The sequence below is a fragment of the Pseudomonas prosekii genome (assembly GCF_900105155.1).
Taxonomy (GTDB): Bacteria; Pseudomonadota; Gammaproteobacteria; order Pseudomonadales; family Pseudomonadaceae; genus Aquipseudomonas; species Aquipseudomonas prosekii.
Genome location: NZ_LT629762.1, coordinates 5,372,154 through 5,387,521 on the forward strand (window position 1 = coordinate 5,372,154; position 15,368 = coordinate 5,387,521).

Sequence of the window (15,368 nt, forward strand, 5' to 3'; positions counted from 1 at the left end):
CCCACGCCGCGCGACGATCGATTCGGCGGTTAATGACAGCCTGCGCAAGCGCCAACGCTTCGCATTCTCTTGCACTGCGTTGGCTGGAAAAGCCCGAATGGCGCGGCGTCCAGGGTTTTCCTGCCCAATGGCGGCGAAATACCATCATTGGCCATTCGATCCTCAGTATTGCCACCTACACTGATCGTAGTCCGCCGCAAAAGGTCGTCACGCAAGCTTCCCCAGGACATGCCCATGCTGATGCCAGAACAACAAAAAATACCTGCGCCGACCCTGATGGCAGCAGAGCAGGAGCACCGGAGCGGGCAGTTCAATTTGCTGCGCTGGTTTTCCCTGGCGAGTTTTTTCTTCATCGCGGCGGTGGCGCTGGGTTTGGGCTACGTTTCCACGCGTTTCGTGGTCACCGAAAGCATTGAGCGCGATGCCTTGCTCACCGCGCAGTTCATCCAGGCCATCGGCGATGCCGAGATGCGCCACGCCAAGATCAACAGCAACCGAACCATGGGCGAGATGCTTGATCCGCGGCAGGACAACGCTTATTCCGACGTCCCGGCGCAGACGCGTGCCTCGGCGCGCATCGAGTTTCTAGACCATGTCGAGCACTTGCCGGGCTTATTGCTGGCAACGGTGTTTGCCCTCGATCGCACGGTGACCTGGTCGACCAACCCGCAGATGATCGGCATGCATTTCGAGGACGACGAGGAACTCGATGATTCCTTCAAAATGAAGGTCCCGGTGTCCGCCAGTTACCACAAGATCGACGAGGAACGGCCCGAGCAAATGCTCCTGCGCGAGCCGCAATCACTGTTCATCGAAAACTACATTCCGATGTTCAATGCCGACAAAAGCCAAGTGATCGCCATGGTCGAAATCTACAAGGAACCGACCGACCTGGTGGAGCGCATTCAGCGCGGTTTCAAGTCGATCTGGATTGCGACATTGCTCGGCGGCGCGGCGATTTATCTGGCGCTGTTCTGGATCGTGCGCCGCGCCGCGACGTTGCTGCAGAGTCAGCAAAAACAATTGATCGCCAACGAGACGTTTGTCGCGTTGGGCGAGATGTCCTCAGCGGTGGCCCACAGCCTGCGCAACCCGTTGGCGACCATCCGTTCCAGCGCCGAACTGGCCCAGGAAATCGCCAGCCACGGCGCGCAGAAGAACATCGGTGACATCATCAATCAGGTCGATCGCATGTCGCGTTGGGTGCGCGAATTGTTGCTGTCATTGCGGCCGATGAACAACGACTGTGAATCCGTCGACCTGGTGCTGGCCATCGACGACACCCTGAGCGCTTTCGAGGCGCTGATCAAACGCTCGAATGTTCGTGTGCGCTTCACCGCGCAGAGCTTTCCGCCAGTGGTCAGCCAGCAGGTGTTGCTCACGCAGATCCTCAATAGCCTGTTCGCCAATGCCCTGGAGGCGATGCCAACGGGCGGCGTGTTGAGCATCGAGATTGATTCGCCGCGCCCCGACGCGTTGCGCATGACCCTGACCGACACCGGCAAAGGCATGACCCGGCAGCAGCAACAGATGGTTTTCAAACCGTTTTTTACCACCAAGCAGGGCGGCCTCGGCGTCGGCCTCGCGTTGGTCAAACGAATAATGGAACGTTTCCATGGCTCGGTCGAACTGACCAGCCAGGAGCAGGAAGGAACCCGCGTCTGTCTCAATTTCAGAGTGGCAACGGGAGGGGAATATGGAGCGCAGCATATTGCTGGTGGAGGATGACGAACTCCTCGCCGAAAACATCCAGACCTACCTTGAGCGCAAAGATTTCGAGGTGACGGTCTGCCATTCGGCTGAGGATGCACTGGAGCAACTGAGCTCGTTTGTGCCGGACGTGGTGCTCACCGATAACTCGCTGCCGGGCATGAGCGGTCACGACTTGATCCAGAAGCTGCGCATCAGCGCGCCGGATCTGAAAGTGATCATGATGACCGGTTACGGCAACGTCGAAGACGCGGTGGTGGCGATGAAGGAGGGCGCGTTTCACTACGTGACCAAACCGGTGGCGCTGCCCGAGCTCAAACTGCTGCTGGACAAGGCCCTGGCGACCGAGCGCATGGAGCGCACGTTGTCGTTTTATCAGGAGCGCGAAGCGCAGAAGTCCGGCGTGCAGGCGCTGATCGGCGAATCGGCGCCGATGCAGTACCTGAAAAACACCATCGGCCAGTTGCTCGACGCCGAACGCCGAATGGCCAATACCGACCTGCCGCCCGTGTTGGTCGAGGGCGAAACCGGCACCGGCAAGGAACTGGTAGCGCGCGCGCTGCACTTCGACGGCCCGCGCGCCAAAGGCCCGTTTATTGAATTCAATTGCGCGTCGATTCCATCAAATCTGGTCGAATCCGAGTTGTTCGGTCACGAGAAAGGTGCGTTCACCGACGCCAAGGACCGTCGCGTCGGGCTAGTGGAAGCGGCTGACGGCGGCACGTTGTTTCTGGATGAAGTCGGCGAAATGGATTTGCTGCTGCAAGCCAAACTGCTGAAGCTGCTGGAAGACCGGACCATCCGCCGGGTCGGCTCGGTGAAGGAGCGCAAGGTCGATCTGCGCGTGATCAGTGCAACCAATTGCAACCTCGAGCAGATGGTCCAGCAGGGCAAATTTCGCCGTGATCTGTTTTTTCGGCTGCGCATTATCTCGATCAAAGTCCCGCGCCTGCACGCCCGAGGAACCGACGCATTGCTGCTTGCGCGGCACTTTCTGGCGATCCACGGCAAGCGTTACGGCAAACCGCATTTGTATTTCAGCGATCAGGCTCAAGCATTGCTGCTGAGTTATAGCTGGCCGGGCAACGTGCGCGAGTTGCGCAACATGCTCGAGCAAACCGTGTTGCTGGCGCAAAGCGACAGCATTGCCGCGCATCAATTGCACGTCTGCCAGAGCCTGGTCGATGAACCGCTGCTGGTGCAGGAGCCGCAATACATCGAACCGCGGCCGTGCAACGGCGTCGAATCGATGAACTTGCCGGAAGTCGAGCGCGACATGGTGCGCAAGATGCTCGACAAGACTGACTGGAACGTCACCAAATCTGCGCGTTTGCTCGGGTTGAGCCGCGACATGCTGCGTTACCGGATCGAAAAACTCGGCCTCGCGCGGCCGGACAAGCGTCAGTGGTGAGGGCACCGATGGACTGAGGATCGATGGTTTGTCAGAGGACGACGAGAGGTGGGGGCGCTCAGTGGAAAATCCACCGAGGGTGTGCCTGACTGGTTTTTCCCTTTGACGGAGTAACGGTCCATGCGACGCAGGGGTGCGCAGTACTGGCTGTGGATCAACAGCCAATTACACGGGCGTGATCATGATGAAATATTGCCGGACGGCACGCAGATTGACGTCCAGGCGCGGCTCAATCGTGCGCAAGTGACGCAGGTGTTTGTCGGGTTATATGCCCGCGGCGGCTCGCCGCTGGCAGAAGAGTTTCACGACCGCGAAGGGCAGCCGTCATTGGCCCAAGCGCTGGCGTGGGGCTGCGCGCGAGCGCGGGAGATTCTGCGCACGGTGACGGCATTTCGCGCCCCGCATCGGATTCAACTGACCTTGGGCGTGGTCATGGACGACCCCTGCACCCGCGCGCTGCGGCAAATGGAAATGTCCGCGGACGAGGCGCTGCGGATCAAGCGTCAGGATGCCTGCGAGGAATATTTCCAGGCCAAGCAAGCGATGTTGGCGCTGATGCGTTCGGAAAAGGTCGACAGCGAAGTCTGGGAAAGTCAGAAGCGCCGCTTGCGCGATGCCATCGACCGCCGCGCGGCGCTGCGACATAACTGGCCGTCGGATTGAGCATCACGGCAGCGCCGGGCCCTGAGGGGCGAGGCAGGCGAGCAGGCAGGTCGGGTCGAGCACTTCGTCGTTGACGTAGATTCCGCGCTGCGCATCGTAGGACCGAATGAACACGCGCACGGTGCTGTCCGCCACGGTCGGCAACCGCGAATCGTAGAACACGTGGTCGCTGGCGACCGGAATGAAGTCTTGCGGCGCGGTAGAAATATACGCGCGCGGCGGCACGGCGTTCAGGGTAAACGGCGCCGGATTCGCGAACGGCTGGTCGGCGCCGTAATAGAGTATTTCACTGCTGGACCGCTCTATCGGCGTGAACAAATCGTCGGCGTGCGCAGCGTTGACAGAACTTAGAACAGCGATGAACAGCAGCGTTAAATCGGTGTGTTTCATGACGGCACCTGCGAAATCGGTTTTCCCGCATTTCCCCAAGGTCATTAACTATAGCTGGCGCCACGTGATGCGTTGCTGATGGCCGATTTACAACCTCCGTACAAACCTGTGCTGTGGCGGTTCAACGGCTGATCTAGACTCTTGCCGGTCAATAAAAAAGAGCTCTGGAGTACGCAATGGACATGCCGACAAAACAACAGGCCATCGCCAGCAACCGCGACGCCTGGAATGACTCCGCAAGGCACCACAAAGACAATCCCGACTGGCCGGTTTTGCTCGACGAGGTCAGTCGCGCGGATTTCAGCTGCATCGACGACACCTTGCGCGCAGTGCTGGATGAGGTGGGCGTCGAGGGCAAGGAGGTGGTGCAACTGGGTTGCAATAACGGGCGCGAAAGTTTGTCGCTTTACGCGGCTGGCGCGCGGCGGGTGGTGGGGGTCGATCAGTCTGCGGCGTTTTTGCAACAGGCGCGGGAGCTGGCTGAGCGGTCGCCGCATGACGCCGAGTTTATTGAGGCGGACATTCATCATTTGCCAGCGGCGTTGCACGGAAGGTTTGATCTGGCGCTGATCACCATTGGCGTCTTGAACTGGATGCCGGACATTGCCGAGTTTTTCGCTCACGTCGCGCAAATCCTCAAGCCGGGTGGCGCGGTGGTGATCTATGAAACTCACCCGTTCCTGGAAATGTTCGATCCAGAAGCCGCCGACCCGCACCGGCTGGCGAGTTCGTACTTTCGCAGCGAGCCGTTTGTACAACATCAGCCAATTGTGTATGACGGCAAAGTCGAGCAACCCGCAGCGGCGTCGTATTGGTTTGTTCACACATTGAGCGCGATTTTCACCGGTGCCATGGCGGCTGGATTACAGATCAGCCACTTCAAGGAATACCCGCACTCCAACCGCGAGGCGCTGTACGACCAATATCAACAGCAAACGGCGCAATTGCCGTTGTGTTTTACCTGGGTGGCGGTGAAGCGTTGAGTTTTTTTTGGAGAATGCGTCGCCCGCGTCGCCCGGACAGACGCCTTACCGGGCAAGCCTCGCTCCTGCACGTGATCAACTCTGCTCAGAGATTCCCTGACCTCTGCCAATCCCGAACTTGTTATTGGTTTGTGCAACCGTTAAACGCTATCTTCAGCGCCTCGCTTGCACCGTCGTCAGGATTCAGGAGTTTTCATGCAACGCATCGACCATCCATTGCCTTGGAGCCACCTCGGCACCGAGCGCAGCCTCAGCGTGTTTCGTTACGGCGCCGGTGCGCGCAAGGTTTACATCCAGGCCAGCCTGCACGCCGATGAACTGCCGGGGATGCGCACTGCTTGGGAGCTGAAAAAGCGCCTCGCCGAGCTCGAAACCCAAGGCCAATTGCAAGGCGTGATCGAGTTGGTGCCGGTCGCCAATCCGATTGGCCTCGACCAGCATCTGCAAGGCGCGCACATGGGCCGTTTCGAGCTCGGCAGCGGCAAGAATTTCAACCGCGCGTTCGTCGAACTGAGCGAGCCGGTCGCCGCGTTGATCGGCGCGCAACTGGGCGATGATGTCGCGGCCAACGTCGCGCTGATCCGCCAGACCATGGGCCAGGTGCTCGACGCTCTGCCTGCACCGTCCTCACAACTGCAAGCGATGCACCGCTTGCTGTTGCGTCACGCTTGCGACGCCGACATTACCCTGGATTTGCATTGCGACTTCGACGCCGCGATTCATATTTACGCACTGCCGCAGCACTGGCCGCAGTGGCAATCGCTGGCCGCGCGTTTGCAAGCGGGCGTCGCGTTGTTGTGCGAAGACTCTGGCGGCAGCTCGTTCGACGAATCCTGCTCGACGCCGTGGTTGCGTCTGGCGCGAGCCTTCCCGCACGCGGCGATTCCGGCGGCGAACCTGGCGACCACGCTCGAGCTCGGCAGCATGGGCGACACGCGGGTTGATCAGGCGCAGGCCAATTGCGAAGCGATTCTCGGTTTCCTCGCCGAGCAGGGTTTTATCAGCGGCGACTGGCCGGCAGCGCCGGGCGAATGCTGCGAAGGCATGCCGTTCGAGGGCACCGAATATTTGTTCGCGCCGCATCACGGCGTGGTCAGTTTTCTGCGCGAGGCGGGCGAGTGGGTGGAGCAGGACGATGCGCTGTTTGAAGTGGTCGACCCGCTGAACGACCGGGTCAGCACCGTGCGCGCCGGCACCAGCGGCGTGCTGTTCGCGATTGATCGCGGACGCTACACGCAACCGGGCACGTGGCAGGCGAAAGTCGCCGGGCGTGAAGCGATTCGGGTGGGGAAATTGATTAACGATTGATTCACTGGCGGCGTTGCCTGTCAGGGCCTCATCGCGAGCAGGCTCACTCCCACAAAGGATCGCGGTCTCTTGCAGGAGCGAGGCTTGCCCGCGAAAGCGTCACCAGCCACAACAAAAATCTTCCGCACAAGTGTTAGGGTGTCCGCCAAATCCTGCGCCCTGTGAAGGAAGATTTATGCTGAAGTTTCTTGCCCTGTTGATGCTCGTGGCCTGCGCCACGGCCCACGCCGAAGCTCCACTGCAGAACGACTTGCCGCTCAAATACATCGAGCAGGCCAACCCGGATTCGCACAATCAGCCGCTGGTGATTTTCCTCCACGGCTACGGCAGCAACGAGCAGGACCTGTTCGGCATCAAGGACGAACTGCCTGCGCAATACAATTACCTGTCGGTGCAGGCGCCCGTCGCGTTGGGCTCGGAACCGGACAGTTATCAGTGGTTTCGCCAGAAGGGCCAAGGCGCCTACAACGGTGAAACAGATGATCTGAAAACCAGCGGCAAGCTGTTGCTGGATTTCATCGCGCAAGCGGCGAAGAAGTATCACACCGACGCCAGCAAGGTGTTTTTGGTCGGTTTCAGTCAGGGCGCGATCATGTCGTACGAAGTGGGGTTGCGTCATCCCCAAGCGGTCGGCGGGATTGCCGCGCTGAGCGGGCGGATTCTGCCGGTGCTCAAAGCCGAGCTGAAACCGGATGAAAACCGCCAGAAACTGGCGATCTTCATCGGTCACGGCACCCTCGACCAACGCTTGCCGCTGGTTGATGGCACCGCCGCCAACAGCCTGCTGCAGCGCCTGTCACTGAAACCGGAGTTTCATACCTACGAAGGTCTGGGCCACAGCATCAGCGCTGGCGAAATTGAGGATTTGAGCGCCTGGTTGCAGCGCCTCAATCGCTGAGTTGCAGGGCGTTATTTGCCGGTGATTTGCTTGACCAGTGTGTCGTGACCGGCTTTGTCGGCCGGGCGCGAGATGATCTGGATGACCGCCATTTTGTTGCCGGAAGCCGCCATCAGCGTCGAGTTGAGGGTCTTGCCGCCGCCCTGAGTGGCGGTGCTGTCAACTTGACGCACGCCCAACCCGGTGCCTTTGAGGGTCAGGCTCTTTTCGCTGAGCTTGTTGAAATCCGGCAGGGCCTTGTGTTCGGCGACATCGAAATCGGCGGCGGTTTCGTCGAGGAATTTGCCGTCGTTGTCCTTGACGGTAACGCCCGGTGGCAGGCTGTTTTCGGCGGCGATTATCACCGTTTTCGTGGTTTCGTTGACGTACATGGTGCCGGTCGCCCCGGTCGCGCCCGGCGGCAGCGGGTTGGCGGCGAAGCCTTTAGGCAGGGTGAAGCTGAACTTGCCGGCAAGCATTGAGACTTTGAGCGGCGCGTCGCTGGCGGCCTTGGCGGCGTAAGCATTCAACGCCCCCAGGCTGGTGACCGCCGTCAGCAACAGGACAACGGCTTTTTTACTGATCAATGACATTCGGAACTCTCCAGGGATGGTCGCGCGGTTGCGCAATCATCCCACGGAATACCGCATCCGCCCAATGACCCGAAAGTTTGAGGTTTATTGGGTTGGTGCGGGTTTCGCCAGCAGGCGCCGGGTGACGCCGAGCATGCCGACCGACACGCCGACGCCGAGCACAAAGCCACTCATGCCAAGGCTGGGCAAGGTCAGCGCTGCCACCAGGCAAAACGCCGCGAACGAGTACATGCCGGTGGCCGTCGCGCGCAGCAACGCGGCGGTGAACGCCGGGCCGCGGGTCTGCTGGGAAAACACCGCCATCACGCTGCCCAACACCGGGAACACCGCGAGCAAGCCGCTCCAGTGTTCGCCGACGGTGCTGGCCAGCAAGGTCACGGCCAACGTCAGCAGAGCGCCGGCGACCATGCGCAGCAACAGTTTGTCGGACTTGGGTTTGGCCCCCGCAACAATCGGCTGAACCGACGGAAACAGGTAAGGCGCGGCGAGCAGCGCGGTCGCCGCAGCGATGACCGAGAACGTCAGCGACGGCGGAATCACCGACAGCAGCACCGCCGTCGCGCTCCACACTAACAGCGAAATCGACAGCGCCCACGGCCAATTGGCCCGTTGCGCGACTTGGGCGTAGGTCACGCAAAAAGCGATCATCGCGAACATCGCCGACAACGCGGCGGTGGCCGACTGCGCGGCGAATACCTCACCTTGCTCGATCGCCAGGAAAAACAGAATCGGCCCGACCACCACTGGCAATCCCGACAGCCAACCGGCGACGCTCGGCCCCCAGCGTTTGCCGGCCAGGGAAATCAACAGCAGAAATCCGGGAATCACCAACAGCTTGAGCATCAGCACGCACGCACCTCCGACCTGAGTGAGCGGCCACGTTAGCACCGTGTGCGGCGGATTGCTCTACCGATTGCGGTGTTTTGTATACAAAACTTCGAATGCGCAAAGTTGTACAAATAGTTTATTGGTGTATAACTTTTAACAGGCACCGACGATGACTTGATCACCATGAACATAACCAAATTGCGTTTGCATCACGGCTTGTTGCTGCTGGCATTGCTTGCCACCCCAGCGCTGGCGAATTGGCAAGCAGGCCTGCCCGGCGCGCAGATCATCGGCAGCGGCGAGTTTCGGGTATTTGGCTTCGACGTCTACAACGCCCGGCTGTGGAGCACGACGCGGCCGCTGGCAATGGATCAGCCGTTTGCGCTGGAACTGATTTATCAACGCAAGATTTCCCGCGACGATCTGGTGCAGGCCAGCGTCGATGAGATCAAGCGCTTGTCCGGCAAATCGGTGAGCGACACGCAATTGGCCGAATGGCAGGCGCAGATGCAACGCTCGTTTGTCGATGTTGCTGCTGGCACGCGCATTACCGGCGTGTATCTGCCGGGGCAGGGCGCGCAGTTCTTTGTCGGCCAGCAATTGCAGCACGAAGTGCGGGACGTGCAATTCGCCGAGGCGTTTTTTGCGATTTGGCTCGACCCGAGAACCCGTAACCCCGAGTTGCGCCGGCAGTTGCTGGGCACTAACCCACCGTGAGAGCGCCGTGATGCTGAAACATCTGCTTCTGGACAAGATGCTTTTGAAAAAACTGATGCTGGTGCTGTGCCTGGGCTCGCTTCTGGGCCTGGCCGGCTGCGGTGGCGTCGATGTAAAGCGCTATAGCGGGGAGAATCCGAAACTCGATCTGCCGGGGTTTTTCCTCGGGCGTGTCGACGGCTGGGGCATGTTTCAGAAACGCTCGGGCGAGGTCGTCAAGCGTTTTCATGTGCTGATCAATAGCCGCATGGACGGTCAGAATCTGATCATGCACGAGGACTTCACCTACAGCGACGGCACCAAACAGACCCGCGTCTGGACCCTGCGCCCCGACGGCCCCGGTCGCTGGCGTGGCACGGCGGGCGATGTAGTTGGCGAGTCCAGCGGCGAGGTGGCCGGCAATGCGCTGCACTGGCGTTACGTGCTGAGCCTGCCGGTCGATGACAAGGTCTACGACGTGCACCTCGATGACTGGATGTATCTGATCGACGAAAACACCTTGGCCAATCGCTCGGCGATGACCAAGTTCGGCTTTGAGGTCGGTCAGGTCACGCTGTTTTTCCGTCGGCAGGGTACTTGAGCCATTCGCGCGGTCACGGCGCCTGATACCGGGGCATTTGCCCCTTGGGCATTTGCCCCTTGGGCGCTTGGACTGAAACGTCTAAGCTGCGCGTTTTGCTTCTGTTGATGGATGATCGCGTGAAATTCAGTTTGCCCAAACTCGCCACCGCGCCGTTTTGCCCGCCGGAAGTCGCCGGCAGTGTCGCCGTCGATCCGAGCGCCACGTTTTTCAAACGCATGCTGCGCTTCGCCGGCCCGGGGTTGCTGGTGTCGATCGGCTACATGGACCCTGGCAACTGGGCCACTGCAATCGAAGCCGGGTCGCGGTTTGGCTACAGTTTGTTATTCGTGGTGTTGCTCGCGAGCCTGGCCGGGATGGTGGTGCAGTGCCTGTGCTCGCGGCTGGGCATCGCCACCGGCCGCGACTTGGCGCAGCTGTCGCGGGAGCGCTACAGCACTCGCACCGCGCGGGTTCAGTGGGTGCTCGCGGAAATCTCGATCATCGCCACCGACCTCGCCGAAGTGCTCGGCTGCGCGCTGGCGTTCCATTTGCTGCTGGGTTGTTCGCTGACCACCGGCATTGCGCTGACCGCCTTCGACACCTTGCTGGTGCTGGCCCTGCAAAATCGTGGTTTCCGCCGCCTCGAGGCAATCATGCTGGTGCTGGTCGGCACGATCGGCGCGTGTTTCTTCGTCGAATTGCTGCTGATCAAACCTTACTGGCCGGACGTCGCCCAAGGTTTCACGCCGTCGCTGGCCGCCATCAGCGATGCCGCGCCGCTGTACATCGCGATCGGCATTCTTGGCGCCACGGTGATGCCGCACAACCTGTATTTGCACACCTCGATTGTGCAGACACGGATGATCGGCAAGGACTTGGCGAGCAAGCAGGACGCCGTGAAGCTGGCGCGCATCGACACCATCGGCTCGCTGGCGCTGGCGTTGCTGGTCAACGCGGCGATTCTGATTCTGGCGGCGGCGGCTTTCCACAGCACCGGGCACAGCGAAGTGGTCGACATTCAGGACGCCTATCACTTGCTCGATCCGTTGGTGGGCGGGGCGCTGGCCAGCGTGTTGTTCGGCGTCGCGCTGCTGGCGTCGGGGCAGAGCTCGACCTTCACCGGGACCATTGCCGGCCAGGTGATCATGGAGGGGTATCTGAACCTGCGGATTCCTTGTTACCAACGACGCCTGATTACTCGGGGGCTGGCGCTGATCCCGGCGTTCATCGGCGTATGGCTGATGGGCGATAACGCGATTGGCAAATTGCTGGTGATGAGCCAAGTGGTGCTGAGCCTGCAGTTGCCGTTTGCGTTGTACCCGCTGATCAGCATGACCAATGACCAGAAGCTGATGGGGCCGTTCGTCAACAAACTGCCGACGCGGCTGCTGGCGTGGGGCTTGTTTGCCGTGATCAGCGCCGCGAATGCGTGGCTGATCTTGCAACTGGCGGCGTGAGCTGCTGATCGTTCCCACGCGGAGCGCAGGAACGATCAGAGCAGGGTGGATCAGGCGCGTTCGATCGCCAGGGCCACGCCTTGCCCACCACCGATGCACAGGGTGGCGAGGCCTTTTTTGGCGTCGCGCTTGATCATTTCGTGCAGCAACGTCACTAGCACTCGGCAACCCGAGGCACCGATCGGGTGGCCCAGGGCAATTGCGCCGCCATTGACGTTGACCTTGTCCAGATCCCATTCCAGATCTTTCGCCACTGCCAGCGATTGCGCGGCGAAGGCTTCGTTGGCTTCGATCAAATCCAGTTGCTCGATCGACCAACCGGCCTTGCTCAGGCAGCGGCGGGTTGCCGACACCGGGCCGATGCCCATGATCGCCGGGTCCACGCCGGCATTGGCGTAAGCAGCGATTTTCGCCAATACCGGCAGGCCCAGCGACTTGGCTTTGTCGGCGCTCATCAGGATCACTGCGGCAGCGCCATCGTTCAACGACGAGGCGTTACCGGCCGTGACCGAACCGTCTTTCTTGAACGCCGCTTTCAACTTGCCCAGCGACTCGGCGGTGGTGCCGGCGCGGGGTTGTTCGTCGGTGGCGAAGGACAGCGGATCGCCCTTGCGCTGGGGGATCAGGATCGGCGTGATCTCATCGACAAACCGCCCGGCTTCAATGGCTGCCGAGGCTTTCTGCTGCGAGGCGGCGGCGAAAGCGTCTTGCTGTTCGCGAGTCAGGCTGTACTTCTCGGCAAGGTTCTCGGCGGTAATGCCCATGTGGTAATCGTTGAACGCATCCCACAGACCGTCGCTGATCATCGTGTCGACGATTTGCGCGTGGCCCATGCGCAGACCGGTGCGCGCGCCGGGCATTACGTAATTGGACAGGCTCATGTTTTCCTGGCCGCCGGCAATGATCACCTCGGCATCGCCGCAGCGAATTGCCTGGGTCGCCAGATGCAACGCCTTGAGGCCTGAACCGCAGACCTTGTTCAGGGTCATCGCCGGCACAGTAAACGGCAGACCAGCCTTGATCGCCGACTGGCGCGCAGGGTTTTGCCCGGCACCGGCGGTCAACACCTGGCCCATGATCACTTCATCGACCTGCGCCGGGTCGAGCCCGGTTTGCGCGAGCAACTGGCGGATCACCGCCGCGCCCAGATCAACCGCGGATACACCGGCCAACGCGCCCTGGAAACTGCCAATGGCGGTGCGGGTGGCGGCAACAATAACGACGTCTTGCATGGAATGATTCCTCACTGAGCAGCGAATTGCATTTCCGGAACATGCTCCGGCACGATCAGTTTACCGGCGGTCTTGGCGACGATTTCTTCGACGCTGACACCCGGCGCGCGTTCTTTGAGAATGAACGCGCCGTCCTTGATTTCAAGGTAGGCGAGGTCGGTCAGAACGCGCTTGATGCACCCGGCGCCGGTCAGCGGCAGGCTGCATTGGGCCAACAGTTTCGACTCACCGTCCTTCGACGCGTGGGTCATGATGACGATGATGTTGTCGGCGCCAGCGACCAGGTCCATCGCGCCGCCCATGCCCTTGACCATCTTGCCGGGGATCATCCACGAAGCGATGTTGCCCTGCACATCCACTTCAAAAGCGCCGAGCACGGTCAGGTCAACATGGCCGCCGCGAATCATCGCAAACGATTCGGCCGAGGAGAAGATCGACGCGCCGATCCGTGCGGTCACGGTTTGCTTGCCGGCGTTGATCATGTCGGCGTCGATGGTTTCTTCAGTCGGAAACGGGCCCATGCCGAGCAGGCCGTTTTCCGATTGCAGCATGACTTCCATGCCTTCAGGGATGTAGTTGGCGACCAGGGTCGGAATGCCGATGCCGAGGTTGACGTAGAAGCCGTCCTGCATTTCGCGGGCGACGCGCTGAGCCATTTGTTCGCGGGAAAGTGCCATTGTTGTTATTCCTTCATTCGGTCCGGGGGCAGGGGATCACTTACGCACGGTGCGCTGTTCGATGCGCTTCTCGAACGTGCCGCAAATGACCCGGTCGACGTAGATGCCAGGGGTGTGGATCTGCGACGGGTCCAGCTCGCCGGGCTCGACGATTTCTTCGACTTCGACCACGGTGATTTTGCCGGCGGTAGCGGCCAGCGGATTGAAGTTCTGGGCGGTGTGGCGATAGATGACGTTGCCGAAATGGTCGGCTTTCCAGCCTTTGACGATGGCGAAATCGCCAGTGATCGACTCTTCCATGATGTAACGGCGACCGTGGAATTCACGTTCTTCCTTGCCTTCGGCGACCGGAGTGCCGACGCCAGTGGCGGTAAAGAACGCCGGGATGCCGGCGCCGCCCGCACGCATTTTTTCGGCGAGGGTGCCTTGCGGGGTAAGCACGACTTCGATTTCGCCTTTCAGCAGTTGGTCTTCGAACAGTTTGTTCTCGCCGACGTAGGAGGCCACCACTTTGCTGATCTGCCGATCGACCAGCAACACGCCGAGGCCAAAACCGTCGACGCCGCAGTTGTTGGAAACCACGGTGAGGTCGCGGGTGCCTTTGCGTTTGATCTCGGCGATGAGGTTTTCCGGGATCCCGCACAGGCCGAAGCCGCCGGCGATCACGGTCATGCCGTCTTCAAGACCTGCCAGAGCTTCCTCGTAGGAACTCACGCGCTTGTCGAAACCTGCCATATGCACCTCTTTTATTCTTGATGGGCGGCTGGCTAGCCGTAATGCAACCGAGTGTCGCGCCGGTCGATTCATTTGTTAAGTTGATTTTTAAGGATGATTGATAGATAAAACTCACCAATGACGTCCGTGCGCCCTACATCAATATCATTCCTCCCGCAGGAGCGAAGCGTGCTCGCGAACACGATTTCACAGACGCCTCATAACCTGTAGGAGCAAAGCTTGCTCGCGAAGACGATGTCAAAAACGCCATCGCGGGCAAGCCATGCTCCTACAAATAACTTGCACGCCCATCACCGGAGCAACGCGACCATGACCGTCAAGCAAATCCGCGCCTTCCTCGCCGTGGCGCAGAGCCTGAGCTTCGCCGTCGCCTGCGAGCGCTTGCACCTGTCGCAATCGGCGTTGAGCCTGACCATCAAGGCCCTCGAAGAAGGCCTCGGTGGCCGCCTGTTCACGCGCAACACGCGCAACGTCGCGCTGACCCCGGAAGGTGAATCACTGGTGCCGCTGGCCCGACGGCTGATCGCCGATTGGGACAACGCCGAAGACGAACTGCGCCAACGTTTTACCCTGCAGCGCGGTCGCGTGACCCTCGCGGCGATGCCGTCGTTTGCCGGCAACCTGCTGCCGCCGATCCTCAAAACCTTCCGCGCACGCTACCCGAAAGTCAACGTGACGGTGAACGACGTGATCAACGAACAGGTGCTGGAAATGGTCCGCGACCGCCAAGTGGAACTCGGCGTTTCGTTCGAACCGGCGCACAGCACGTCGCTGCAGTTTACGCCGTTGTACATCGACCGCTTTGTCGCCGTGGTGCCGCCGGATTCCCCGCTGGCCGATCGGCCGGAAATCGACTGGGAAACGTTGTTGAAGGAACCGTTCATCACCCTGCAACGCCCGTCGACCGTGCGGGTGATGCTGGAAGAACACCTGCAGGCTCGCGGGATGAAGTTACCGGTGGAATTTGAAAGCCATCAACTGGCCACGGTCGGGCGCATGGTCGCCAGCGGCTTGGGCGTGAGCGCGGTGCCAGCACTGTGCGTCAGGCAGATGCAGGAGTCGGGCGCGCACTGCATCACCCTGCGCGACCCGGTGGTGGAGCGGGCGATTGGCGTGCTGACCAAACCGGGGGTCGAACTGTCGGCAGCGGCGCAGGCGTTGTTCGACATCTTCAAGCAAGCCAACCTCGGCCAGCGATTATCTGATGGATAAACGCATTTCCCTG

At 60.6% G+C, this 15,368-nt stretch carries 16 protein-coding genes; 10 read left to right on the top strand and 6 right to left on the bottom strand.

Features of this window, described 5'->3' with window-relative positions; all coding sequences use genetic code 11:
• Positions 1–234 precede the first annotated feature (234 nt).
• From BLU01_RS24245 to BLU01_RS24255, 3 genes are all read left to right on the top strand, one after another.
• Positions 235–1,728, top strand: a complete 1,494-nt coding sequence (locus tag BLU01_RS24245) for an ATP-binding protein (RefSeq protein ID WP_092280228.1) — start codon at positions 235–237, stop codon at positions 1,726–1,728.
• Positions 1,697–3,121 carry a sigma-54-dependent transcriptional regulator gene (locus BLU01_RS24250; RefSeq protein WP_092280230.1) on the top strand — a complete coding sequence of 475 codons (1,425 nt, stop codon included), beginning with the start codon at positions 1,697–1,699 and terminating at the stop codon, positions 3,119–3,121. Before BLU01_RS24245 ends, BLU01_RS24250 begins: the two co-directional genes overlap by 32 nt.
• A gap of 120 nt (positions 3,122–3,241) precedes the next feature.
• The gene (locus BLU01_RS24255; RefSeq protein WP_092280232.1) at positions 3,242–3,784 is read left to right on the top strand and encodes a hypothetical protein; all 543 of its coding nucleotides are present in this window, start codon (positions 3,242–3,244) and stop codon (positions 3,782–3,784) included.
• A gap of 3 nt (positions 3,785–3,787) precedes the next feature.
• Here the strand turns inward: BLU01_RS24255 and BLU01_RS24260 are convergent, their stop codons facing one another.
• The gene (locus tag BLU01_RS24260; RefSeq protein WP_092280234.1) at positions 3,788–4,174 is read right to left on the bottom strand and encodes a hypothetical protein; all 387 of its coding nucleotides are present in this window, start codon (positions 4,172–4,174) and stop codon (positions 3,788–3,790) included.
• Positions 4,175–4,350: 176 nt separating this feature from the next.
• Here BLU01_RS24260 and BLU01_RS24265 point away from each other — a divergent pair, with 176 nt between their 5' ends.
• The 3 genes from BLU01_RS24265 (at position 4,351) to BLU01_RS24275 (ending at position 7,363) form a co-directional block, all read left to right on the top strand.
• The gene (locus tag BLU01_RS24265) at positions 4,351–5,157 is read left to right on the top strand and encodes a class I SAM-dependent methyltransferase (RefSeq protein ID WP_092280236.1); all 807 of its coding nucleotides are present in this window, start codon (positions 4,351–4,353) and stop codon (positions 5,155–5,157) included.
• A gap of 195 nt (positions 5,158–5,352) precedes the next feature.
• Positions 5,353–6,465: a succinylglutamate desuccinylase/aspartoacylase family protein gene (locus BLU01_RS24270; protein ID WP_092280238.1), complete on the top strand. Its 1,113-nt coding sequence runs from the start codon at positions 5,353–5,355 to the stop codon at positions 6,463–6,465.
• Between the two features lie 175 nt (positions 6,466–6,640).
• A complete protein-coding gene (locus tag BLU01_RS24275; RefSeq protein ID WP_092280240.1) occupies positions 6,641–7,363 on the top strand; it encodes an alpha/beta hydrolase in 723 nt (240 codons plus the stop codon).
• Between the two features lie 11 nt (positions 7,364–7,374).
• On the opposite strand, the gene BLU01_RS24280 is transcribed toward BLU01_RS24275, so the two are convergent.
• Both BLU01_RS24280 and BLU01_RS24285 read right to left on the bottom strand, forming a co-directional pair.
• Positions 7,375–7,935 carry a DcrB/PsbP domain-containing protein gene (locus tag BLU01_RS24280; RefSeq protein ID WP_092280242.1) on the bottom strand — a complete coding sequence of 187 codons (561 nt, stop codon included), beginning with the start codon at positions 7,933–7,935 and terminating at the stop codon, positions 7,375–7,377.
• An 84-nt stretch (positions 7,936–8,019) separates the two neighbouring features.
• Positions 8,020–8,784, bottom strand: a complete 765-nt coding sequence (locus tag BLU01_RS24285; RefSeq protein WP_092280244.1) for a hypothetical protein — start codon at positions 8,782–8,784, stop codon at positions 8,020–8,022.
• A 162-nt stretch (positions 8,785–8,946) separates the two neighbouring features.
• Here BLU01_RS24285 and BLU01_RS24290 point away from each other — a divergent pair, with 162 nt between their 5' ends.
• The 3 genes from BLU01_RS24290 (at position 8,947) to BLU01_RS24300 (ending at position 11,499) form a co-directional block, all read left to right on the top strand.
• Positions 8,947–9,480, top strand: a complete 534-nt coding sequence (locus BLU01_RS24290; RefSeq protein ID WP_092280246.1) for a chalcone isomerase family protein — start codon at positions 8,947–8,949, stop codon at positions 9,478–9,480.
• A 10-nt stretch (positions 9,481–9,490) separates the two neighbouring features.
• On the top strand, positions 9,491–10,060 hold the full coding sequence (locus tag BLU01_RS24295; protein ID WP_231987110.1) for a DUF3833 domain-containing protein: 570 nt from the start codon (positions 9,491–9,493) through the stop codon (positions 10,058–10,060).
• Between the two features lie 119 nt (positions 10,061–10,179).
• Complete coding sequence (locus BLU01_RS24300; RefSeq protein ID WP_092281734.1) at positions 10,180–11,499, top strand: Nramp family divalent metal transporter; 1,320 nt, start codon at positions 10,180–10,182, stop codon at positions 11,497–11,499.
• 50 nt (positions 11,500–11,549) lie between these two features.
• Here the strand turns inward: BLU01_RS24300 and BLU01_RS24305 are convergent, their stop codons facing one another.
• The 3 genes from BLU01_RS24305 to BLU01_RS24315 are packed head-to-tail and all read right to left on the bottom strand — an operon-like array spanning position 11,550 to position 14,143.
• Positions 11,550–12,731, bottom strand: a complete 1,182-nt coding sequence (locus BLU01_RS24305; RefSeq protein ID WP_092280248.1) for an acetyl-CoA C-acetyltransferase — start codon at positions 12,729–12,731, stop codon at positions 11,550–11,552.
• An 11-nt stretch (positions 12,732–12,742) separates the two neighbouring features.
• Positions 12,743–13,408 (bottom strand): CoA transferase subunit B, encoded by a 666-nt coding sequence (locus tag BLU01_RS24310; RefSeq protein ID WP_092280250.1) that lies wholly within the window; start codon positions 13,406–13,408, stop codon positions 12,743–12,745.
• A 36-nt stretch (positions 13,409–13,444) separates the two neighbouring features.
• Positions 13,445–14,143, bottom strand: a complete 699-nt coding sequence (locus BLU01_RS24315) for a CoA transferase subunit A (protein WP_092280252.1) — start codon at positions 14,141–14,143, stop codon at positions 13,445–13,447.
• 309 nt (positions 14,144–14,452) lie between these two features.
• On the opposite strand from BLU01_RS24315, the gene BLU01_RS24320 reads away from it, so the two are divergent.
• On the top strand, positions 14,453–15,355 hold the full coding sequence (locus BLU01_RS24320) for a LysR family transcriptional regulator (protein ID WP_092280254.1): 903 nt from the start codon (positions 14,453–14,455) through the stop codon (positions 15,353–15,355).
• Positions 15,356–15,368 lie beyond the last annotated feature (13 nt).